The sequence below is a fragment of the Deinococcus hopiensis KR-140 genome, assembly GCF_900176165.1.
Classification (GTDB): Bacteria; Deinococcota; Deinococci; order Deinococcales; family Deinococcaceae; genus Deinococcus; species Deinococcus hopiensis.
Genome location: NZ_FWWU01000009.1, coordinates 231076 through 250680 on the forward strand (window position 1 = coordinate 231076; position 19605 = coordinate 250680).

The following is a 19605-nucleotide window of genomic DNA, read 5'->3' on the forward strand; positions in this document are numbered from 1 at the left end:
TCTCCAGCGGAAAGGCTTGCACCGGGTACACGTGATGGGCTTGTGTTCCTTCATGCCCCCGTGTCTAGACTCATGCCTCTACAATGGCCCCCGGTGGAGTGAGCCACCCCAGGAGGAGCAGAGCGTATGGCGCTTGACCGTTTTTTCCGCAGACGACGTCCCCAGTCGCAGCCGGGGGCTGAGGATCTGCCGGACTTGTGGACCCAGTGCCCCCAGTGCAAGGCGGGGCTGTACAACCGTGATCTGGAGGCGGGCAGTTTCGTCTGCCCCAAGTGTGGGCATCATTTCCGGCTGGACGCCGGGCAGCGCCTGACCATGCTGTTGGACGAGGGCAGCTTCGCGCAGCGCTCTGGAAAGGTGCGGCCCACCGATCCGCTGGGCTTCCGAGACACAGAAACGTATCCTGAGCGGCTGAGCCGTGCCCAGCGCAAAACTGGGCGTCCGGACGCCATCTTGACCGGCACGGGGTCCATCCAGGGTATTCCCGTCATGGCCGCCGCGATGGACTTCGCCTTTAGTGGGGGCAGCATGGGCAGCGTGGTGGGCGAGGAGATTGCCCGGGCGGCCGAGGACGCGGCGGGGATGAACCTCCCCCTCGTTCTCGTTGCGGCCAGCGGTGGCGCCCGGATGCAGGAAAGTGCGCTGTCGCTGATGCAGATGGCGAAAACGACGGTGGCGCTGGAAGGGCTGACGGAAAAGGGACTCCCGTACATCTCCATCCTCAGTGATCCCACCACCGGCGGCGTCACAGCCTCGTTCGCCACCATCGCGGACGTGATCATTGCCGAACCTGGGGCCCTGATCGGCTTTGCCGGGCCGCGCGTGATTCAGCAGACCATCCGCCAGAGCCTGCCCGAGGGCTTTCAGCGGGCCGAATTCCTTCTGGAACACGGCATGGTAGACGATGTGGTGGACCGCCGCGAGCACCGCGCCTACCTGACCCGACTGCTCGGCGTGCTGACCCGCCGCGAGGTGCCTGCATGAGTGCCGAGGCCCTGCGCAAGCTCGAAGCCCGGGTGCGTGACCTGGAGGCCACAGCCCGGGAAACGGAACAGGACCTGGGGGCGGCGCTGGAACCGCTGCGGGCCGAGATCAAGCGCCTGCGTACCGAGTTGACGGCGAAGCTCACCCGTTGGGACCGGGTACAGCTCGCGCGCACCCCGGGCCGGCCCACCGCCCTCGATTACGTGGAGCGGCTGTGCAGCGACTTTACCGAGCTCCACGGGGACCGCAAGTACGGCGATGACCCCGCCCTCATCGGTGGGCCGGCCCGCTGGGGAGACGTGCCCGTCATGCTGCTCCTCCAGCAGAAAGGCCGCGACACCAAGGGCAAGATCAAGCGCCGCTTTGGTTCTGCCAATCCCGAGGGCTACCGCAAGGCGATCCGCCTGATGGACCTCGCTGACCGCTTTGGCCTGCCCATCGTGTCGCTGATCGACACCCAGGGCGCGTACCCTGGGATCGAGGCCGAGGAGCGCGGGCAGGGCTGGGCGATTGCCGAGAGCATTCAGCGGATGGTCCGCCTGAAAGTCCCCGCCGTCTGCGCCGTGATTGGTGAGGGCGGCTCGGGCGGCGCGCTCGCCATCGGCGTCGGCAACCGCGTGCTGATTCAGGAAAATGCCTGGTACTCGGTCATTTCGCCTGAGGGGGCTGCCAGCATCATCTGGAAAGACGCGGGCAAGGCTCCGGAAGCCGCCGAAGCCCTGAAGCTCACCGCGCCCGACCTGCTGGGCCTGGGCGTCGTGGAGGAAGTGGTGCCCGAGCCCCCCGGCGGCGCGCACCTCGACATGGACGAGGCCGCCCGTGCGCTGGGCGAGGCCGTGGGCCGTCACCTCAAGGCGTTGAGCGGGCGGGACGGCGAAACACTGCGGGCCGAGCGGGCCGCGCGATTCCGGCGGCTGGGAGCGTTCGCGGAAGGGTAGCAGAGGACGGACGGGAGGAGGGCCCAAGAAGAGGATGCCTCCTCCTTTCTCAACGTTCTCTCAAGGTCGGCCGTGTCTGCTGCTGAAGTTCGGGGCGCACGCTCGGGCGCAGGAGGCACCTATGGAACACCGCAATCTGCAAGACCTCACTGTATCCGCCCTTGGCCTGGGCTGCATGGGTATGAGCGAGTTCTACGGCGAGGCCGACGAAGCCGAGTCCATCCGCGTCATTCACCGGGCACTGGACCGGGGCGTGAACTTCCTGGACACCGCCGACATGTACCGTGTGGGCCGCAACGAGGAACTCGTCGGCCGGGCCATCCGGGATCGCCGGGACGATGTGGTCCTCGCCACCAAGTTCGGCAACGTGCGCGGCCCGAACGGGGAGCGCCTGGGCATCAATGGCCGTCCCGAGTACGTTCGGCAGGCGTGTGAGGCCAGCCTTCGTCGGTTGGGCGTGGACCACATCGACCTGTATTACCAGCACCGGGTGGACCCCGACACGCCCATCGAGGACACCGTGGGCGCGATGGGCGAACTCGTACAGGAGGGCAAGGTGCGCTTTCTGGGCCTCTCGGAGGCGTCCGCCGCCACCGTCCGCCGCGCGAACGCCGTGCATCCCATCGCTGCCCTCCAGACCGAATACTCGTTGTGGAGCCGTGATCCGGAAGCCGAGATTTTGCCCACCTGCCGCGAACTCGGCGTGGGCTTCGTGCCCTACAGCCCTCTTGGGCGCGGCTTCCTGAGCGGCCAGTTCAGGTCTCCGGACGATTTCGCCCCGGACGACTTTCGCCGCGTGAGCCCCCGCTTTCAGGGCGAGAACTTCACCCGGAATCTGGAGCTGGTGCGCGCCGTGGAGGACATGGCAGTGGGGAAAGGCTGCACGCCGTCGCAACTGGCCCTGGCGTGGTTGCTCGCGCAGGGGCAGGACATCGTGCCCATCCCCGGCACCAAGCGTGTGAAGTACCTCGAAGACAACCTCGGAGCAGTTGAGGTCCACCTGAGCGCGGACGACCTCGCCCAACTGGAGGCTGTGTTTCCAGTGGGCGCAGCGGCGGGCGAACGCTATCCGGCGGCAGCGATGGCGTCGCTCAACCGCTGAAGGGTTTTGCCGTCTAGCTGTCTATGGTCTGACTGTCGGATAAGGATTCGGCTTCATCGGTGATGAGATAACGGGTGAAGCCGAGTGGAGCGAGCAGGAAAAACGGTGACGGATGGGCATGGAATCACCGGAGCGGAGCGGAGGTGGCGGATGATCCGGAAACCGTATGACCGTCCCAGGGCGGTGAGGCGGGGCGCGGGCCCCTTATCCCCCTGTTGCCTTCAGCCCCACAATCGCCACCACCATCAGCACCAGGAAAAAGAGGCGGGCGGGAGTAGCGCTTTCTCCGAACAGCACGATGCCGAAGATGGCCGCGCCTACGGCGCCTATACCCACCCAGACGCCGTAAGCCGTGCCGATGGGCAGCGTCTTGGCGGCCAGGCCCAGCAGGCCCATGCTGCCCACCATGCTTAGCAGGGTCAGCGCCGTGGGCAGCGGGCGGGTAAAGCCCTCCGTGTATTTCAGGCCAACGGCCCAGCCGACTTCCAGCAGTCCCGCGACAAACAAGAAGATCCACGCCATGACGTACCCCCCCCTCCTCTGGGGCGGCGCGCCGTCTTGTCGTGACCGGGTACGGCGGTGCTCTCGTCCGGAGTGCTGCCCCTCCGTAGAGTCTTACGGAGGGCGAACTGCGCGAAGTCTAGCGGCGGCCTATGAGCATAGGGCGAGCGTCTTCAGCGCGTATAGACCCGGTAGCGCACAGCCAAATCGAAGGTCACGCAGTGCGTCTCCCCGCGCAGGACTGGGGAGACGCATGCGGCCATGCCTGCCGCCCACGCTGATCGTACCGGGCCTGGCTTCCGCCGCCACGCTGCTGGGTTTGCCCGGTCGCCCTGTCAGTTTCACGGCCCCGTACTCGCGCGAAGCTGCGGTGCGTGGGGTCCTCGCCCGGGCTGACGAGCGGCGTGAGGGGCAGCGACTGGCCCTCGTCGCGGTTGTCCTTGGCGTACAAGGTGGCCGAGGCGCGTGGAATGGAATAGAAGGTCTGCTCGCAGGAGAGCAGGAAGTTCTGCCGGGGCAACTGAAGTCGGTGCGGGTGTCGTCCGGGGCCTCACCCAGCCGTTCCAGCGTTTGCCGTCGGCGCTGAGTTGTCCCTCCACTTCCCGCAGGTCTGGAAACGTGAAGCCCTCACGCGCCAGCTGAAAGCGCCGGGTTGGCGGTGCCACTGCCCGTGTCGTCGGCTGGGGCGCCGCCGGGCCGCTACAGCGCCCCCTCCACCCCGGAGCCAAGCAGCCAACCATTGCCCGGACACCCACCACGGGCGGGACTGCAGCGCTGAACGCACCCTGCCGTAGGCGTGTGCGGCCAGCCGTTGACGGGCGCGTTCCTCTCCACCGGCTGCGGCGCGCGCTGCAGCCAGCTCCTCCGCCTCGAGGCGGCGCATCTCCTCGTCACTCGGCTTACTGAGCAGAGGAATAAGGCTTCCAGGTGACCAGTGAGGCAACGGCTGCTTCACCCGAGCGGAGCGAGCAGGAAAAACGGTGACGTAGAGGCGTGGAATCACCGGACCCGAGGGGATGGAACCGATAATCTGGAAGCCGTATCATACGGTCTCCGATTAATGACTTAACAGAGGCCACCAATGAAAGAGGGTGTGGTGCGAGAGAAGATCGGGCTGGGTCCCCAACCACGCACACTGTTGAGCGAGCGTCTGGGAGAAGTCGTGCAGCGTGTCAAAGTAGCGATTGGCGACGGTGCGATCGGTCAAGGCCCAAAGCCGTTCGGCGGGTTGCAGCTCTGGGGCATACAGTGGCAAGGTCAGGGGTTCAACACCCGGTGGATGTCCCTGCGGTGCAGGGACATGGAACCCCCCGCCGTCCTGAACGACGAGGACTTGGGGGTCCTCACCCGCTCCCACACTCTTGGCGAAGGCTGCCATCACGGCTTGGTAGGCCTCCTTGTTCAGGACCGGAACCAACCAGAACCGGCTTTCTCCGCTCTCGGGGTTGACGAACGCGTAGATGTAGCGCCGCTCATCGCGTGGATGGACGGGACGGACGAGGGGCTGCCCCGTCGGCGCCCAGACCGTACGGAGAATCGGTTGTAAGCCCAGACGATGTTCGTCCATGGCCCACAACGACACTCGGGGGTGGACAAGCTCCGCCGTGCGGAGCTTCTCGACTAACGCTTTGTTTTGGACGCCTCTTTGGCTTCCTCGTCGCCCTTGACGTGTCGTGGGCGTGGTTTCTGTGGTGAAAAACCGGCAGCACGCATGAACTCGTAGGTGCGGCTGAGGTAGACGTCTTTGCCGAATTCCTGCTTGACCCAGGCCTGCACCTGCTTGCCTTCCCACACGATGCCTTGCTCGAAATCCTTATGAATTTGAGCCGCCAGACGTTGCTGCTCCTCAGGGGTCAAGAGGGTCGGGGCACCGCGGTTGGTCTGTCGCCCGTCTCGTAACGCGGCGAGGCCGACTTCCCGATACCGCCCGAGGAGGTGGTAGGCCGTGACCCGGCTGTAGCGACTGATGGACAGCACTTCCTTCACGGGGCGCTGCTCTGCGAGCAGCGCGAAGAACTGGGCCCGGCGACGCTCCACCGCGCAGGTACTGACTTCAAAGATCTTCCAAAATTCTTCGGCGGAATGCTCCGGGGGATGGGTAAAAGCAGACTGTTTGATCCCTCTATTGTAAACGATTTATTCGGAGTCCGTATAAAGTGCGTCTGAAAAACGTGCTGGTGCATGTTTTTCAGACGTATGGGATGGAGGAATGATGGGGCGGAGGTGGTGCGCGAATGATTGGGGCGTCCGTACCCAAACGACCTCACCGATGCCGAGTGGAACGTCCTCCAACCGTTCCTCCCTCCTGAATCGCTTGTGGGTCGACCCCGCAAGTGGTCTTTGCGGGAAATTCTGGACAGCATCTTCTATGTCCTACGCGGAGGCCGTGGCCTGGCGGGGTACGGCCTCACGATCTTCCCCCCTGGCAAACGATCTACCACTATCACAGGATGTGGAGACTGCAAGGCGTCTGGGAGACGCTCCACACGACTTTGCGTGAACTGGTTCGGCTGCGAGAAGGACGAGAAGCTACACCAAGTGCTGGAATGATTGACAGCCAATCGGTCAAAACCACCGAGGCGGGTGGGCCACGTGGTTACGACGGCGGTAAGAAGGTCAATGGACGGAAGCGTCATCTGCTCGTGGATACGCCCTGCCTCGTCATGGCGATCAAAGTGCATGAAGCGGACATCCTTCCCCCGCGCGGGCGCGGTCCTCCTCTTGCGAGACCTGCCGAACGTCTTTCCCCGAATGAAGCACCTGTGGGCAGATGCGGGATACACCGGAAAATTGGCAGGAGAAATCAAAACGTTTCTCGGCTGGACGTTGGAAATCGTGAAGCATCCGTGGTCAGGCTGGCAGACTACTTGGGCACCAAAAGACGCACCTCCACGCCACGTGGAGGTGCCCGCGGGATTCGTGGTGTTGAAACGGCGTTGGGTCGTGGAGCGGACCTTTGCCTGGCTGGGAAAATCCAGGCGCATGGCCAAGGACTATGAAGCTCTGCCGGAGACAGCGGAGAACCTCGTCTACGAGGTGATGATCCGCTTGATGGTCCGCCGCTTGGCCAAGGGTCCACCCTGACCTTTTTCAGACGCACTTTAATGGTACTCCGTTGACTGGCGGGAACCTGATGGATGGCGCCCGTGTTTCTGGGGTCAGCGCGGTACGGAAAGGGTGGGAATCCCCCGTGTTCTTCGCCAGCACTTTCAGACCCAACGGAGTACCAATAAGAGGTTCAGGGCGAGCGGACGTCCGGCAAAGGTCGCAAGACGGGGTGCGCCGTTTCCCATATAGGAGTGCCGCCCCACGCGGAGCGCCCGTCCCAGCAGGTGGCAGAAAAAAGACGTCCCCATCTGCACGCCTTTTGGGAGGCGTGCAGAAAGGGACAAAAAAAAGAGCCCGGAGGCCCTTTTCCAATTCGGGTGATGCTTACCAGCGGTCGTCGCGGCGCTGGGGGCGGTCACCGTAGGCGGGGGCCGGAGCGGCCTTCGTCACAACGATGTTCTTGGCCTGCGGGCCCTTGCCGCGCTGGCCTTCTTCGACGTCGTACTCAACTTCATCGCCCTCATTGAGCTTTTTGAAGCCGCTGCCCGAGATCGCGCTGAAGTGCGCGAACACGTCCGGGCTTCCCGGCGTCTCGATAAATCCAAAGCCTTTTTCCGCGTTAAACCATTTCACTTTACCTGCAGCCATGTTCCACTCCTCATCTTCCCAGCACGAAAGCGCGCGCGGCCTCATTCACCACGCGCACCCTGTTCGTTGCGTCCTTGGAAAACTACACGTGTACAGTACACGCTCCTGGATTAGCCAATACCGGCCTGAACTACAGAGTTGTGAAGAAGGAGCTGCCAGCACGTCCGATCTGCGGGCCCTGCGCTTATACCCCCAGGTACGCGCTCCGCACCCGGTCATCGCCCAGGAGCTCGGCCTGGGTTCCGGTGAGCGACACCCGGCCGCCCTCCAGCACGTAGCCCCGGTGGGCAATGCCCAGGGCGGCGTAGGCGTTTTGCTCGGCCAGCAGCACGCACACACCTGCCCGGTTGACCTGCTGCACCGCCGCAAACACCTGCTCCACTACCAGCGGCGCGAGGCCCAGCGAGGGCTCGTCCAGCAGCAGCAGCTGGGGGCGGGCCATCAGGGCGCGGCCAATCGCCACCATCTGCTGTTGCCCGCCCGACAGGCTGCCCGCCGGGACATGGCGTTTTTCCATCAGGGCGGGAAAGAGGGTATACACCCGCTCCAGTTCGGTGGCCACCGCATTCCGGTCCCGGCGGTGGACGAAAGCCCCCAGCCGCAGGTTCTTCTCCACGCTGAGATCCGGAAACAGCAGGCGGCCCTCCGGGCACTGCGCCACGCCGCGCGCCACGTTGAATTCGGGCCGCCCGGCCGTCAGCGGCGTGCCGTTCCAGGTGGCCGAGCCGCCTGAGGGCCGTCCCAGACCGCTGAGCGTTCGGAAAAGGGTGCTCTTGCCCGCCCCGTTCGCGCCCAGCAGCACCACAATTTCGCCGGGTTGCACCGTCAGGCTCACGCCGTGCAGCGCGCGGAAGGAGCCGTAATTCACGCTCAGGTCGCGGACCTCAAGCATGGGCTGCGCCCTCCCCGCTCTGCCCCATCTGCCCGCCGTGCGCGTGGCCCCCCAGGTACGCCTCCACCACCGCCGGATCCCGGCTGATCTGCCCGGGTGTGCCCTGCGCGATCTTCTGGCCGTGGTGCAGCACCAGGATCTCGTCGGCCAGGCCCATCACCAGGCTCATCTTGTGCTCCACCAGGGCCACCGTCAGTCCACCCGCCACCAGTTCGCGGATCAGGGCCATCAAGCTGACGGTTTCTTCCGGGTTCATGCCCGCGGCGGGTTCGTCCAGCAGCAGCAGCCGGGGGTCACTGGCGAGGGCCATCGCTATTCCGACGCGCTTCTGGCCCTCCTGCGTCAGCGCTCCCGCGGGACGTCGGGCTTGAGGAGCGAGGCCTACCCGTTCCAGGGCGCGCATGGCTCCTTCGCGGCTGGCCGCCTCATCTCGGCGTTCGCGTCCCGTCCTCAGCAGGGCATCGAGCAGTCCCGCCCGCGTCCGCACCCGGTGCCCGATCATGACGCCTTCCAGCACGCTCAGTTCCCTGTAGATGGTGGTGGTCTGGAAAGTTCGGGCGATACCGCGCGCCACCACCTCGTGCGTTCGCAGCCGGGTGATGTCCTCGCCCAGAAAGCGAATCTGGCCGGATGTGGGCCGGTAGAAGCCCGAGATCAGGTTGAAGAAGGTGCTTTTGCCCGCTCCGTTCGGCCCGATGATGGCGGTGATCTGCCCGGGTCTGACGGTGGCAGTCACGTCCCGCACCGCGTGGAGGCCCCCGAACCGGATGCCGAGGTCCTGAACTTCGAGCAGCGGCGCTTCAGGCATGGTCCACCACCTTTTCCATGCGGGCGGTGGCGCGGCGCAGACTCCAGCGGTCCCACAGTCCGGCCAGCCCCTGCGGCGCGAACAACACCAGCAGCACCAGCAGCGGCCCGAACACGAGGTACTGCGAGTCCTGCAGCCCCTTCATAAATTGCAGCGCCACGAAGATCAGCGTGGTACCAACGAGCGGCCCGGCCAGCGTGCCCACGCCGCCCACCAGCAGGTACAGCAGCACGGTAAAGGTGGTGGTAGGCCCCGTCACCGCCGAACCCAGAAAGCCCACATAGGCGGCGTACAGCCCACCCGCGAAGCCCGCGATGGCCGTGGAGAGCATCAGCGCCCGCAGCTTGTGGGTGTAGACGTCGATCCCCGCGCTCCTCGCCAAGTCCTCGCCCCCGCGGATCGCGACGAGCGAGCGCCCGAATACGCTGCCCCGTGTGCGCGCCACCACCAGCAATGTGACGGCGAGGGCGGTCAGCGCGAGGTAATAGAAATTTGGCGCTTTGGAAAAGTCGATGCCCAGCACGCCCGACACGGGCGGCACTCCGTTCAGGCCGTCGTTGCCGCCAGTCAGTTCGTCCCACTTGTTGATTACCAGGGTGATGATCACGCCGACGCCCAGGGTAAAGATGCCGAAGGCGTCACCCTTTGTCCGAAAGGCCACCAGCCCGAGCAGGAGGCCGGCGAGGGCGCACAGGGCCACAGCTACCGGCCACGCCGCCCAGAAGTTCCACCCATGCTTGAGGGTGAGGATGCCCACCGTATACGCCCCAATACCGAAAAAGCCCGCGTGGGCGAGCGGCAACTGCCCAGTGTACCCCAGCATTACGTTTAAGCCGTAGGCCAGCATGGCCCACAGCATCGTGTTGATCGCCACGTCCAGCACGTACCCACTGGGCCGAAGCAGCGGAAAGAGGGCCGCCAGCGCGAACACCGCCAACCAGCCCAACAGCCCAGGGTGAAAACTGACCCGGTTCACGTCCCCCTCCGGAACAGCCCTTCGGGCCGGATCGCCAGCACGAGCACCAGCGCTGCGAAGCCGATGACGTCCGCAAAGTCCAGGTTGATGTAAAAGCCCCCGAACACCTCCGCGAAGGCCAGCAGGAAAGCCCCAACGATCGCGCCGGGAACGCTCCCCATGCCTCCCAGGATGATGATCGCAAAGACCTTGAGGTTCATCACCTCACCCATTGAGGGCGACACCGAGACCAGGGGCGCGATGAGGGCGGCGGCGGCGGCGGCGAGCGCCCCCGAGATGCCGAAGGTCAGCATTCCGACCCGGTTGACGTCGATGCCCACCAGCCGGGCACCCTCACGGTTCTGGCTCATTGCCTCGATGGTGGCTCCGGTGGTGGTGCGTTTCAGGAAGAAGTTCAGCCCCAACATCGCCAGCACGGAGGCCGCCAGCACAATCAAGCGCTGCTTGCTCAGAATGACTCCGCCCACGTTCAGCACGCCGGGCAGCGGCTCGGCAATCTGCTTGAAATCGGGGCCGAAGACGCGGGGGTGCGAGATCAGCGCCTCCAGAAAAAACAGTACGCCGATGGCCGCGATCATGGCGTGGACGTGCGGGGCGTTTCGCAGGGGATGAAACACCAGCCGCTCCAACAGCGCGGCGAGCAGGGCCACCCCCAGCGCCGCGAGCAGCAGCGCGGCAACGTAGGGTACGTGCAGGCGGTCCAGCGCTGCGAAGGTGAGGTATGCGCCGACCATGTACAGGCCACCGTGCGCGAAGTTGGGAATTCGCATCACGCCGTACACCAGCGTCAGCCCCAGGGCGACGAGGGCGTACACCCCGCCCAGCGCCAGCGCATTGAAGAGGTTTTGCAGAAAGAGGGTCAAGGGTGCGCCTCCGAGAAGGGAACGGGCGGGTAGGAAAAAGCCGCGCCCCATGACAGAGATGGGGCGCGGCGGGCAAGACTTACTTCAAGTTGGGCAGGCGCAGCCGGGTAAATTTGCCACCCTTGACGCTCGCGGCCACCACGTTGGCGTCGAGGTGCCCCGCCGCCGTGACGCCCTTGAGGCTGTAGATCGCCACCGATTTGGGCAGGGCCGCCACCGCCGCGCCGAGCTTGGCGCGAATCGCCTTGGGGTCCTCGGTGGTTCCCGCCAGGGCCATCGCGCGTGCGACGGCGTGCATCCCGACGTAGTTCAGCGCGGCCTCGCTGGTGGGAATCTTCTTGTATACGCGCTGGTACTTGGCGACGAAGACCAGGGCTGAGGGGTACTCGCGGGTGGGCAGCACGCCCACCGAACCGTCGAGGTAGCTCTGGGGCACCACAGTGTTCATCTGCTCGAACTTGGCCTGGTCCATCACGATAAAGCCGCCCTTGAAGCCCTGTTCGCGCGCGGCCTTCACCACCAGTGCGGTGGGCTGGCTGGGACCGCCGATAAACAGCACGTCGGGCTTTTCGGACAGGGCCTTGGTCACGGCGCTGGAATAGTCCACGGTGGTGTTGTAGTCCACCCCGTTGTTGCCGCCCACCGTGCCGCCCTGCTTTTTCCACTCGTCGGTGATCGCCTCGGTCCACTGCTTGCCGTAGGCGGTGGTGGTGCCCACCAGGCCCAGCTTCTTGCCAAAAGCCTTCATCTGCGTGCTGACGAAGGGGGCCACGTAGTTGTCGTAGCGGGGCGGCAGCATGAAGGTGAGCGGATTGTTGGCCTCCAGAATCTTGGGTTCGCTGGAGTAGGCCACGAGCAGGAAGTCCGGATCACGCGTGGTCAGCGGCTGCACCGTCAGGATGCCCCCGGCGTGCGGCACGAACACGACGTCGATGCCCTGACCGGTTAGGCGCCTGACGTTGGTGGCGGTCTCGTTGGGCAGGTAGCGGTCGTCGAGCGCCACGAGTTTGAAGGTGGTCTTCTCGCCGTTCACCATCACCCCCCCCGCCTTGTTGATCTCGTCGATGGCCATGTCCAGCCCCGTCTGCACGTCCTTGCCATAAAAGGCCGCGCCGCCCGACAGCGGGCCGCTGTAGCCGATCGAGACCACCTTGTCGGCCAGGGCCGAACCGGCCAACAGCGTGAGGGCGAGGGACATCAGGGTGCGTCGCTTCATAGAGACCTCCAGCCTTCTCGGTGGGGCCGGGCGGGTTCCCCAGACAGGGGCACCGCGCCGGGCCGTGAAAAACGCCTGATCGCCAGCTTCTGAAATGTGTACGTTCACGTAAATTCTACACGTGAAGGTACAGGAGTCAAATACCCGGCGCACAGTTTTATTGCTACCGGCCCAGGTGCGGGGCGTGCTGCAGGACAGGAGAGCTTGCTCGGGAGGGATATGGAACGGACACCGCGCCGGGCAGAGTTCAAGCGGGCCTTGAATTCGGCCTGTTCCTTTCAGCAGAAGTTACCGAGGACGCAGCCTTTGATGGAACTCCACGGAGCTCTACCGCTTGCCGAGCTGAATCCAGGAGCTTCCAGGGGCAGGTACCGTGCGGCGAGACGGTGTTGCTGCCGGGCGAAGACGCTTTGCGTCTTCGCCCGGTGAAGGTGGGCACCGTCCAGTACCGCAACGACGCCGGCATTCACGTATCGGAGGAGATGACGAAAGAATGGCAGGAGAATGTCCGGCCCCGCGAGGGAAACGCCTCTCAGCATTGGGTCTCAGACGCGCTTCCAGATGAAACATACCCTACCTATTGTCCTGAGCAAATAAATTGGTAGGAGAAACATGCGGCAGATTTCCAGCCTTACCCTTGTTCTGACCCTCGCCGCCTCCGCCATTGGCGTCACGCACCTGGGCGGTACCACCGCACTGAAAAACACACCGAAACGCATCGTCGTTCTCGAATTCGGCTTCATGGACGCCCTGACCAAGCTTGGTGTGAAACCTGTCGGGATCGCCGCCGACGGTGACGCGGCCGATGAGGTTCTCCCTCACCTCAAGAAATACTCCGGGCCGGACGTTTCCACCGTGGGGAACCGTCATGCGCCCAGCCTCGAAAAGATCATGGCCTTGAAGCCTGACCTGATCATTGCAGACGAGAATGACCACAAGCAGATCGACGCGCAGCTTAGCAACATCGCGCCCACACTGCTGTTTCGGTCCTACCACGCCACCTGTCAAGACCAGATCGACCAGTTCAGCGTCATCAGCAAGATCGTGGGGAAAGAAGCGGCCGGGAAGACGGCCCTCGCCGATTACACCCGTCTGTTCAACAAGGTCGAGGCGACCAGCAGCCCCAAAGCGGGAAAGATTGTGGTCGGGGTCCCGACCCCCGATGGCTTTTACGTTCACAGCGACAAGAGTTATATCGGCAGCCTGCCGAAAATGGCTGGCCGGAATAACCCCACCCCGTCAAGGACGGCCAGACGCAGTACCTGCTGTCTCTGGAAGGCCTCAGCCGGCATCAAGAGTGTCGCCACGGCCAGCAGGGAGACGCACACGCCGCTGTACTTGGGAGTGGGGGAGTACGCCGCAGTTCACGTTCTCCTGACGATCTCCATTCACCCTGGGGCATGAAGGTCACCAGGTACAGCGGCTGTGGCGTCAAGCTGGAGGTGGACGGAAAGACCCTGCGCGCGGGGCGCGGCAGATGGACCGGTATGGCAAACCGGGTGGCTGGTTGCGCCCCCAGGAGCACCTCGAAATCTGGGCGCTGGAAGATGGCCGTGAGGTGCGGCTGAGCCGGGCACGGGCCAGCGAACCCTGGACGGCACGCTGGCGGTAAGACCCACTCTGCCCCCGGGGCCTCTACACTCACGGCGGGCCCAGGCCCAGAGGCGGAGAGAAGGGGGGTACAAGGATGACGCAGACAGTGAATAAAGCCCCACGCAGTCGGGCGCGAATGCTGGAGCTGGTGTTTCCGAAAGATACCAATTATTTGGGCACGGCTTTCGGGGGCTTCGTGCTCTCGCTGATGGACAAGGCGGCCTCGGTGGCGGCGGTGCGGCACGCGGGGGGAGCGGTGGTCACGGCACGCATGGACGGTGTGGACTTTCATGTACCAATCCGGGTGGGCGACGCGGTGGCCCTGGACGCACGGGTGGTGCGCGCAGGCCGCACGAGCATGACCATTCAGGTGGACGTGTACCGCGAGAACATGGCGTCGGGTGAGCAGCAGCTCGCTACGACGGGCTGTTTCGTGTTTGTGGCGGTGGACGAGACGGGGAAGCCGCGGCCCGTGCCACCCGTGGTGGGCGAGGCTGACGCTGCGGCGCTGCCTGACCCCGAGGAGCGGCCCTGAGGGGGTGGGCGCGGGTTCCTTGCGGCTGGGCCCTTTTGCTCAGGAGGAGCCGGGCCAGTTTGTCAGGCGCGCGTTGCTCCAGAATTCCAGGAAGCCCTCGACCTGCGCCACAAAATCCTCGAAATTCACTGATTTGATCAGGTAGGAGCTGGCGTGCAGGGCGTAGGCCTGCGTCACGTCCTGCTCCTGACTGGATGTGGAGAGCATCACGACCGGAATGCGCTGAAGCTGCGGGTGGCTCTTCATGGTGTTCAGCACATCAAAGCCCGACAGGCCCGGCATATTGATGTCCAGCAGCACCACGTCTGGCAGCGTCGCGCCGGGCGTGAGCATGGTATCCAGCGCCGCGCGACCGCTGGCCGCCGTGGTCACGGTGCAGCGTTCCGGGTACTCGCCGAACACTTCCTCAGCCAACTGCCGGTCCATCGCGCTGTCGTCAATCACGAGGAGTCGCAAAGGACGTGTCATGACCGGCTCCCGATGGGGCAGGGGCTTGGCTGGAGGAGAAGGGGCCGTCGCGTCATGGTTCTGACCCCAGTGTAGCGGACTGGGCCCGCAGGACAAGGTGAATGCACGCCCGCCGGGCTTGCCTTCTCCCTGAGAAGAGCGGCGTGTGGCCGAGACATGCGGATTGTCTGGGGGATGGCCCTGCACCTCCTCGCCACGGTGCTGCTAAGCGCCCCTGACGCTTCTCCTGCCGCCACGCTCCGCGCAGCGTCCACCGCCCTGACGGACTTTCGGCAGCGGTGCCGTCGATTGGCGGTGGGCCTGGCCGAGCGCCAGGTATCGGCCCTGGCCCGCTTCAGCCGTTGGGCGCCGACAAGGCAAAGGACGGACGGCACGGCGGCGACCGGTGACATCTGGCGCGGCTCCTTCCTCGAGGGGCGCTAGCCTGAGGTATGACCGATAAGCCCCTGATCCTTGTCGCCAACGACACGAGAACAAGACTCTTCTTTTAAAAAATTCTCAGAAACTACCGTCCCAGCGGGCGGAACTGCACCAACTCCACTTCACCACCATGCGGCAACCGCAGCTTCACTTCCAGAAGGTCTAGCAGTTCAGCCAGTTGCTCGGAGGTGCTGGCCCGCACATCTTCCGCGAGTTCCAGCATGGCCGGAGGCAGGGTCACGTTCTGCGGCTTTGGCGCCAGCGCCCGCTCCCGCCCCTTCAACTCCTCGCGCAGGTTGAGGTAGTCCCGCTCCTCGATCTGTCCCATGACCCGCAGTCGGGTCAGGTTGCTCAGGGCCGAGGCGATCTCCTCCCGCTCTTGGGCGTGCAGGTCTGCCAGGGGGTCTGGTGGCGCGGTCAGCGCGCGCAGGGCAGCCGGGTCTGATGGGTCACTGAGCACGCGGGCCAGGAGGGCACGGGTTTGTGCTTCCAGCTCATCGGCCCGCCGCATGGTGCAGTTGCAGCCGTAGCTCTGTTTGAGCCGGGCCGTGACGTGGTAGGTGCGGAAACGGGCCACCACCTTGTGCTTCTCCCAGGTGATGGCCGTGGTGCCGTTCAGGGGTGCGCCGTGCTCACAGCGGAAGTGGCCGGTCAGCGGGTACTTCTCGGGTCTCGCGCCGCCGGCGTGTCCGGGGTCACGGCCCGCATGGATCAGCGCCCACTCCTCTCGCGTGAGCAGCGGCGGGCAGGGAATGATGATGCGCTCACCGTCGCTGGTGTACACGGCCTCCCCGATGTACGCGGTCTGGGCGGCCATGGAGAAGAGCCGCGTCGTAGACCAGGTGGGCTTGCCAGTGGGGGAGGGGAGTCCAATCTCCTGCAGGTGCTCTTTGGCCGCTTCGTAACTCCTGCCGATCAGGGCGCGCAGGGCCGTTCGGGCTGCCTCCATCGTCTCTGGGTTCAGTTCGAGGCGGCGCTCGGCGTTGCGGCGGTACCCATAGGGCACGCTGCCCTGAGGCCAGGCTCCCGACTTGGCGGCCTGAGTGCGGCCAATCAGGGAACGCTCCCGCGTTTGCTCCAGCTCGAATTCGGCGAACGTCGCGAGGATGGAGAGGACCACGCGGCCGAACGGCGTACTGGTGTCGAGGCTCTGATCGATCAGGATCAGTCGCCCGCCCCGGGCCTCGATGTCGCGGATGATGGTCAGGGTCTGGACGATGCCGCCGCGGGCAATGCGGGAGAGGTCCTTGGCCAGCACCGTGTCGCCCGGCTTGAAGGCAGCCATGAGGGCCGTCCAGGCGGGGCGCACGTCGCGCTTGCCGCTGATGGCGGGGTCTTCAAAGTGCAGTGGGGTGTCCCAGCCGTGGAACTGGGCGTAGGCGGCCAGGCGCTCGCGTTGGGCAGGTAGGGAGTAGCCGTCGACTTGATCACGGGTGCTGACGCGGCCATAGGAGAGAACGCGGGTCATGGGTTAGGGATGGAGAGGGGAGAGGTCATCAGTTCCAAACTTTCTTTCTGCCATCACTTTCGCTTTGCCCTTCACCCCACCCTTCACCCCCGGCGCGAATTGGGCTTTCTGCTGTAGGCAGGACGACTGTGGATGCCTCATCTCCCATCCAAAGTTTTTGCTGTTTGATGAAGACGGGCTGCATGCTTGAAAATGTCATCTAAGCTCTCAAGCGTTACACGAGACTCCTGACGATCTGTCTTTTCAAATAGACCGAGTTGAAGTCTCTTCTCAGTAAAGTAGAGACGCGCAACGGTCCGCCTGCGATTATTATCTAAAAGAATGGCGCAATAGGACTGATGCTTGCGAAGGTGGAGCCGAGCGTAGTTGATGTTTTCACGTAGGACCGAACGGATGATGTAGAAAGCCTGCCATTCCTCAGTCGTTATGAGCAGCCCAGCCTCATCTGAGTCTTGATCGTCTGGCTCTTGCGTTCCCATCTGGTTAGGTGAGGCCGCTGTGAAAGCGTCACGGAGTCGATCGCTGATCAGTTGGGCTACAAATTCGTTCAGTGCTTTTTTGGTGTAAAGGGCAAAGCGATTGCGTACGCTAGAAGTTAAGCGACCTTCAAACACACGTGCTGTTAGTAGTCTGATGAAGTCGTCGGAGGGTTCTGAAAACTCCTGTTCAAGGTGTTGCTTGATGGCCTTGACATATTTCATTTCACTGGCAAGGCTAAGGATGTTTTCCTGATCAAAGGCATGCTTTGCAAACTTCAACAGCTCTACTAACTCGTTCTCCTGGATCTTGAGGAGATCCACTTCAAGGAAGGGGCGGCCGTCCATAGTGTTGGGTTTCTCAAGATCAGTGTAGAAGCGGTATGTGACGCCATTGGTTAAGACGGCAAAGCGAGCTTCTGTAACACTGAAGTATCGGTAGAGCTGGGAGGCGTGCTCCAAGGTAGGGGAAAAAGCGTGGTGTTTGCATTCGACAAGAATGATTGGCTTTCCATCCTGCAGGATGGCGTAGTCAACCTTCTCACCCTTCTTCACCCCGACATCCGCCACCAGCTCAGGCATGACTTCAAGAGGGTTAAAGACGTCATATCCTAACGCCTGAATGAACGGCATCACCAAAGCATGTTTTGTAGCCTCTTCAGTCTGCAGCTGTGGAATCAAGGCAGGAATTCTACGGGTAAGTTCCAAAATCTTGGCAGAAATTTCCGCATCTTGGGGCTTCAGACGGCTAATGGGTATTGTGATAGTTTGCTCGACCTGGGATGGCGCTGGGGTAATAGGCGTAGGTGTTGCTGAGACAAACTCCTCTGCTTGAGTGGACTCTGCTGGAGCCGGTGCTTCATCTTCTGCCGCAGTGCCACCGAAGTGATGCAGCAGCCCCCCAAGGTCGTTGGCAAACGGTTCGCCCATAGGGCGAAGTTGCCAGCTTCCTGCAACTTGCGAGAATTCAGCTAAAAAGGCCGATGGTTCTTCTGTGTTAAATGGAATGTTGAAGGATGTCTTAAGCTCCTGATCTGCCCCAAAAATGCGAAGATCAATGCTCTCAAGCTTCTTTAAACAGTCGTCTGAAGACAAGGTAACGCTAATACGTCGTATATGTGATGGCAGCTCGGATAAGGCCAAAGAGAACTGTTTTTCTCCACCCTTTTGTTCTGGAAGAAGGCATAGTTCTTTCCTTGGACTTGCTTGCTGGTTGTAGAAGACAAAATAACCTTCGTCCTTGAGTTTGCGGCGTTCAGTGATACCAAAGAGGCTGACATCTACTTCAATGGGAGGATTTGTCTGGATGCTAAGGCTAATTACTCCAGCAACGTCATCAGAGGCGAGGGTAAAAGGGGCAGCGCTGGCCTGTTTGGTCATTGTTGGTCCGAATTCCTTTGTTGACTAGATGACGTTAACCAAATTCGATCTGGGCTGGCCCTTAATTTCAGCAGAAAGCATCGGCCCTGTCGCGCAACTTTAACCATCCCTCCGTCGTCACCCCCATCGTGGGAAAAACCTCTCAGTTCCAGACCTTCTTCGGCCCCTTGGCTTTCCCCTTGCCCTTCGGGGGCCGACGCTTCGGCCCGATCTGTGTACTCATCGCCCGTACCACCAACTTCGCACTGAACTGTGGATGCGGCCGGCCCAAGCTGATCAGCCAACCAATCAACATCGCCCGAACCGGCTCCTCAGGCGTCCCCTGCTCAATCAGCTCATAGCACTGCTGATACGTCGGCTCCATCAAGGTGCTGGGCAGCAACAGCAATTCCTGAAGGGGTTCCAGCAACTCAAACGTCAGCCAGGCCATCAGCTCCTGGAGTTCAGCTTGTGCCGCGTCCAACTCCACCTTCTTGGCGGGAGGGTGACCAACACTGGACATGCCGCAGAGGACGAGGGGGACCAATATCTCTCGTCGATCAGCCATGAGTTCGATCAGGTAGTCGAGTTTGCCGAGTTCCTGGGCACGCAGCAGCAGGCGCGATTGCAGATTCTCAGCGGGGTTGCGGTCAGGTTTGCTTGGGATGTCAGTCATTTCAGAACTTGTTCAATTGATTGGAATCAACCACAAAAGTTTCTATGCCGCTGCCTGCGCTCACGATTGCTGCTAAACTCGTCCCTTTCAAAATCTTGGCCTTTACAGCAGCAGGAATTTTCGACGTATCAAAAATATAGACATTGCTGCCTGTCCATACACATACACTGGAAGAACAGTTGGTTCTCCAGTAAGAAGAATCTCCTTCTATCTGGGTTGAAGGTGTGAGCCGCGCTAACTCTTTCCCTCTAATGTCACGAATGCTTAGAACGGCAGCCCAATCTTTCACCCCACTTATTCGGTCTGAATCTGTAGAACCTGCAAGGATGACGGCAATCTGTTTAGGCAAAGTGTTTGGATTAGGCTTCGCTTCAAGGTTTCTTGCTCTTTTGTTACAGGTACTAATTACACTTCCTTGAACGTTTTGCAAGCTGTAGCCATTGTCAAGCGTTCCTTTGAGAAGGTATATGTAAGGGGCAATCGAGACCTCAAAACCACCTTGGGCATACAGGTATCCATCATCACAGGCGCGTTGTAGATCTGTCGCTGTAGGTGCGAGAAGAGCAGAAGGCTTGACGGGCGCAGCCAAAGCCGTGAAGAAAAATAGGCCTAGCAGGGAAATTAACTTCTTCAT

Annotated in this window: 22 protein-coding genes, 1 pseudogene and 1 riboswitch; of the genes and pseudogenes, 8 read left to right on the top strand and 15 right to left on the bottom strand. The window is 62.6% G+C overall.

Going from position 1 to position 19605, the window contains the following annotated elements; translation table 11 throughout:
• The first annotated feature begins 126 nt into the window (after window positions 1-126).
• The 3 genes from accD to B9A95_RS14455 all read left to right on the top strand — a co-directional run bounded on the left by accD (window position 127) and on the right by B9A95_RS14455 (window position 3024).
• On the top strand, window positions 127-984 hold the full coding sequence (gene accD / locus B9A95_RS14445) for an acetyl-CoA carboxylase, carboxyltransferase subunit beta (RefSeq protein WP_084047958.1): 858 nt from the start codon (window positions 127-129) through the stop codon (window positions 982-984).
• Window positions 981-1922 carry an acetyl-CoA carboxylase carboxyltransferase subunit alpha gene (locus B9A95_RS14450; protein WP_084047959.1) on the top strand — a complete coding sequence of 314 codons (942 nt, stop codon included), beginning with the start codon at window positions 981-983 and terminating at the stop codon, window positions 1920-1922. Before accD ends, B9A95_RS14450 begins: the two co-directional genes overlap by 4 nt.
• A 121-nt stretch (window positions 1923-2043) precedes the next feature.
• Window positions 2044-3024 (top strand): aldo/keto reductase, encoded by a 981-nt coding sequence (locus B9A95_RS14455; RefSeq protein ID WP_084047960.1) that lies wholly within the window; start codon window positions 2044-2046, stop codon window positions 3022-3024.
• Between the two features lie 204 nt (window positions 3025-3228).
• Here B9A95_RS14455 and sugE read toward each other — a convergent pair whose 3' ends face one another.
• The 4 genes from sugE to B9A95_RS14475 form a co-directional block, all read right to left on the bottom strand.
• The gene (gene sugE / locus B9A95_RS14460; protein ID WP_084047961.1) at window positions 3229-3546 is read right to left on the bottom strand and encodes a quaternary ammonium compound efflux SMR transporter SugE; all 318 of its coding nucleotides are present in this window, start codon (window positions 3544-3546) and stop codon (window positions 3229-3231) included.
• A 25-nt stretch (window positions 3547-3571) separates the two neighbouring features.
• A riboswitch (guanidine-III (ykkC-III) riboswitch) is annotated at window positions 3572-3639 on the bottom strand.
• A 100-nt stretch (window positions 3640-3739) separates the two neighbouring features.
• Entirely contained in the window at window positions 3740-4045 is a 306-nt protein-coding gene (locus B9A95_RS14465) for a hypothetical protein (protein ID WP_084047962.1), read from the bottom strand.
• 537 nt (window positions 4046-4582) lie between these two features.
• Window positions 4583-5092 carry a transposase gene (locus tag B9A95_RS14470; protein WP_084047963.1) on the bottom strand — a complete coding sequence of 170 codons (510 nt, stop codon included), beginning with the start codon at window positions 5090-5092 and terminating at the stop codon, window positions 4583-4585.
• Window positions 5093-5145: 53 nt separating this feature from the next.
• A complete protein-coding gene (locus B9A95_RS14475) occupies window positions 5146-5562 on the bottom strand; it encodes a winged helix-turn-helix domain-containing protein (RefSeq protein ID WP_139806588.1) in 417 nt (138 codons plus the stop codon).
• A 201-nt stretch (window positions 5563-5763) separates the two neighbouring features.
• On the opposite strand from B9A95_RS14475, the pseudogene B9A95_RS14480 reads away from it, so the two are divergent.
• Window positions 5764-6609: pseudogene (locus B9A95_RS14480) on the top strand (IS5 family transposase).
• Window positions 6610-6957: 348 nt separating this feature from the next.
• Here B9A95_RS14480 and B9A95_RS14485 read toward each other — a convergent pair.
• The 6 genes from B9A95_RS14485 to B9A95_RS14510 all read right to left on the bottom strand — a co-directional run bounded on the left by B9A95_RS14485 (window position 6958) and on the right by B9A95_RS14510 (window position 11976).
• A complete protein-coding gene (locus tag B9A95_RS14485) occupies window positions 6958-7221 on the bottom strand; it encodes a cold-shock protein (protein WP_084047964.1) in 264 nt (87 codons plus the stop codon).
• Between the two features lie 184 nt (window positions 7222-7405).
• Window positions 7406-8113, bottom strand: a complete 708-nt coding sequence (locus B9A95_RS14490) for an ABC transporter ATP-binding protein (protein ID WP_084047965.1) — start codon at window positions 8111-8113, stop codon at window positions 7406-7408.
• The gene (locus B9A95_RS14495; RefSeq protein ID WP_084047966.1) at window positions 8106-8921 is read right to left on the bottom strand and encodes an ABC transporter ATP-binding protein; all 816 of its coding nucleotides are present in this window, start codon (window positions 8919-8921) and stop codon (window positions 8106-8108) included. Before B9A95_RS14495 ends, B9A95_RS14490 begins: the two co-directional genes overlap by 8 nt.
• Window positions 8914-9897, bottom strand: coding sequence for a branched-chain amino acid ABC transporter permease (locus tag B9A95_RS14500; protein WP_084047967.1), 984 nt, complete (start codon window positions 9895-9897; stop codon window positions 8914-8916). The genes B9A95_RS14495 and B9A95_RS14500 overlap by 8 nt, the downstream gene beginning before the upstream one ends.
• Window positions 9894-10760 (bottom strand): branched-chain amino acid ABC transporter permease, encoded by an 867-nt coding sequence (locus B9A95_RS14505; protein ID WP_084050742.1) that lies wholly within the window; start codon window positions 10758-10760, stop codon window positions 9894-9896. The genes B9A95_RS14500 and B9A95_RS14505 overlap by 4 nt, the downstream gene beginning before the upstream one ends.
• 79 nt (window positions 10761-10839) lie before the next feature.
• Window positions 10840-11976 (bottom strand): ABC transporter substrate-binding protein, encoded by a 1137-nt coding sequence (locus tag B9A95_RS14510; RefSeq protein WP_084047968.1) that lies wholly within the window; start codon window positions 11974-11976, stop codon window positions 10840-10842.
• 612 nt (window positions 11977-12588) lie between these two features.
• Here B9A95_RS14510 and B9A95_RS14515 point away from each other — a divergent pair.
• From B9A95_RS14515 to B9A95_RS14520, 3 genes are all read left to right on the top strand, one after another.
• Window positions 12589-13380: an ABC transporter substrate-binding protein gene (locus tag B9A95_RS14515; protein ID WP_084047969.1), complete on the top strand. Its 792-nt coding sequence runs from the start codon at window positions 12589-12591 to the stop codon at window positions 13378-13380.
• Between the two features lie 73 nt (window positions 13381-13453).
• A complete protein-coding gene (locus B9A95_RS36310; RefSeq protein WP_281255872.1) occupies window positions 13454-13588 on the top strand; it encodes a hypothetical protein in 135 nt (44 codons plus the stop codon).
• A gap of 75 nt (window positions 13589-13663) precedes the next feature.
• Complete coding sequence (locus tag B9A95_RS14520; protein WP_084047970.1) at window positions 13664-14104, top strand: acyl-CoA thioesterase; 441 nt, start codon at window positions 13664-13666, stop codon at window positions 14102-14104.
• A gap of 39 nt (window positions 14105-14143) precedes the next feature.
• On the opposite strand, the gene B9A95_RS14525 is transcribed toward B9A95_RS14520, so the two are convergent.
• Window positions 14144-14572, bottom strand: a complete 429-nt coding sequence (locus B9A95_RS14525; protein WP_084047971.1) for a response regulator — start codon at window positions 14570-14572, stop codon at window positions 14144-14146.
• Window positions 14573-14728: 156 nt separating this feature from the next.
• Between B9A95_RS14525 and B9A95_RS14530 the strand changes: the two genes are divergently transcribed.
• Window positions 14729-14995 carry a hypothetical protein gene (locus B9A95_RS14530; protein ID WP_084047972.1) on the top strand — a complete coding sequence of 89 codons (267 nt, stop codon included), beginning with the start codon at window positions 14729-14731 and terminating at the stop codon, window positions 14993-14995.
• 82 nt (window positions 14996-15077) lie between these two features.
• Here the strand turns inward: B9A95_RS14530 and B9A95_RS14535 are convergent, their stop codons facing one another.
• The 4 genes from B9A95_RS14535 to B9A95_RS32300 form a co-directional block, all read right to left on the bottom strand.
• Window positions 15078-16460 carry a recombinase family protein gene (locus B9A95_RS14535; protein WP_084047973.1) on the bottom strand — a complete coding sequence of 461 codons (1383 nt, stop codon included), beginning with the start codon at window positions 16458-16460 and terminating at the stop codon, window positions 15078-15080.
• Window positions 16461-16597: 137 nt separating this feature from the next.
• On the bottom strand, window positions 16598-18316 hold the full coding sequence (locus B9A95_RS14540) for a type I restriction endonuclease (protein ID WP_212648332.1): 1719 nt from the start codon (window positions 18314-18316) through the stop codon (window positions 16598-16600).
• Between the two features lie 142 nt (window positions 18317-18458).
• Window positions 18459-18971 (bottom strand): hypothetical protein, encoded by a 513-nt coding sequence (locus tag B9A95_RS14545; protein ID WP_084047974.1) that lies wholly within the window; start codon window positions 18969-18971, stop codon window positions 18459-18461.
• A 1-nt stretch (window position 18972) separates the two neighbouring features.
• Window positions 18973-19605 (bottom strand): hypothetical protein, encoded by a 633-nt coding sequence (locus B9A95_RS32300; RefSeq protein ID WP_139806797.1) that lies wholly within the window; start codon window positions 19603-19605, stop codon window positions 18973-18975.

What these genes read in the sequence shown, in the direction of transcription:
- B9A95_RS14520 (WP_084047970.1), top strand. Translation starts at nt 13,664, where the DNA reads ATGACGCAGACAGTGAATAAAGCCCCACGCAGTCGGGCGCGAATGCTG.
- sugE (WP_084047961.1), bottom strand. Translation starts at nt 3,546, where the DNA reads ATGGCGTGGATCTTCTTGTTTGTCGCGGGACTGCTGGAAGTCGGCTGG.
- B9A95_RS14545 (WP_084047974.1), bottom strand. Translation starts at nt 18,971, where the DNA reads ATGACTGACATCCCAAGCAAACCTGACCGCAACCCCGCTGAGAATCTG.
- B9A95_RS14540 (WP_212648332.1), bottom strand. Translation starts at nt 18,316, where the DNA reads ATGACCAAACAGGCCAGCGCTGCCCCTTTTACCCTCGCCTCTGATGAC.
- B9A95_RS14530 (WP_084047972.1), top strand. Translation starts at nt 14,729, where the DNA reads ATGCGGATTGTCTGGGGGATGGCCCTGCACCTCCTCGCCACGGTGCTG.
- B9A95_RS32300 (WP_139806797.1), bottom strand. Translation starts at nt 19,605, where the DNA reads ATGAAGAAGTTAATTTCCCTGCTAGGCCTATTTTTCTTCACGGCTTTG.
- B9A95_RS14490 (WP_084047965.1), bottom strand. Translation starts at nt 8,113, where the DNA reads ATGCTTGAGGTCCGCGACCTGAGCGTGAATTACGGCTCCTTCCGCGCG.
- B9A95_RS14455 (WP_084047960.1), top strand. Translation starts at nt 2,044, where the DNA reads ATGGAACACCGCAATCTGCAAGACCTCACTGTATCCGCCCTTGGCCTG.
- B9A95_RS14515 (WP_084047969.1), top strand. Translation starts at nt 12,589, where the DNA reads ATGCGGCAGATTTCCAGCCTTACCCTTGTTCTGACCCTCGCCGCCTCC.
- B9A95_RS14470 (WP_084047963.1), bottom strand. Translation starts at nt 5,092, where the DNA reads ATGGACGAACATCGTCTGGGCTTACAACCGATTCTCCGTACGGTCTGG.
- accD (WP_084047958.1), top strand. Translation starts at nt 127, where the DNA reads ATGGCGCTTGACCGTTTTTTCCGCAGACGACGTCCCCAGTCGCAGCCG.
- B9A95_RS14495 (WP_084047966.1), bottom strand. Translation starts at nt 8,921, where the DNA reads ATGCCTGAAGCGCCGCTGCTCGAAGTTCAGGACCTCGGCATCCGGTTC.
- B9A95_RS14535 (WP_084047973.1), bottom strand. Translation starts at nt 16,460, where the DNA reads ATGACCCGCGTTCTCTCCTATGGCCGCGTCAGCACCCGTGATCAAGTC.
- B9A95_RS14485 (WP_084047964.1), bottom strand. Translation starts at nt 7,221, where the DNA reads ATGGCTGCAGGTAAAGTGAAATGGTTTAACGCGGAAAAAGGCTTTGGA.
- B9A95_RS14525 (WP_084047971.1), bottom strand. Translation starts at nt 14,572, where the DNA reads ATGACACGTCCTTTGCGACTCCTCGTGATTGACGACAGCGCGATGGAC.
- B9A95_RS14510 (WP_084047968.1), bottom strand. Translation starts at nt 11,976, where the DNA reads ATGAAGCGACGCACCCTGATGTCCCTCGCCCTCACGCTGTTGGCCGGT.
- B9A95_RS36310 (WP_281255872.1), top strand. Translation starts at nt 13,454, where the DNA reads ATGGACCGGTATGGCAAACCGGGTGGCTGGTTGCGCCCCCAGGAGCAC.
- B9A95_RS14450 (WP_084047959.1), top strand. Translation starts at nt 981, where the DNA reads ATGAGTGCCGAGGCCCTGCGCAAGCTCGAAGCCCGGGTGCGTGACCTG.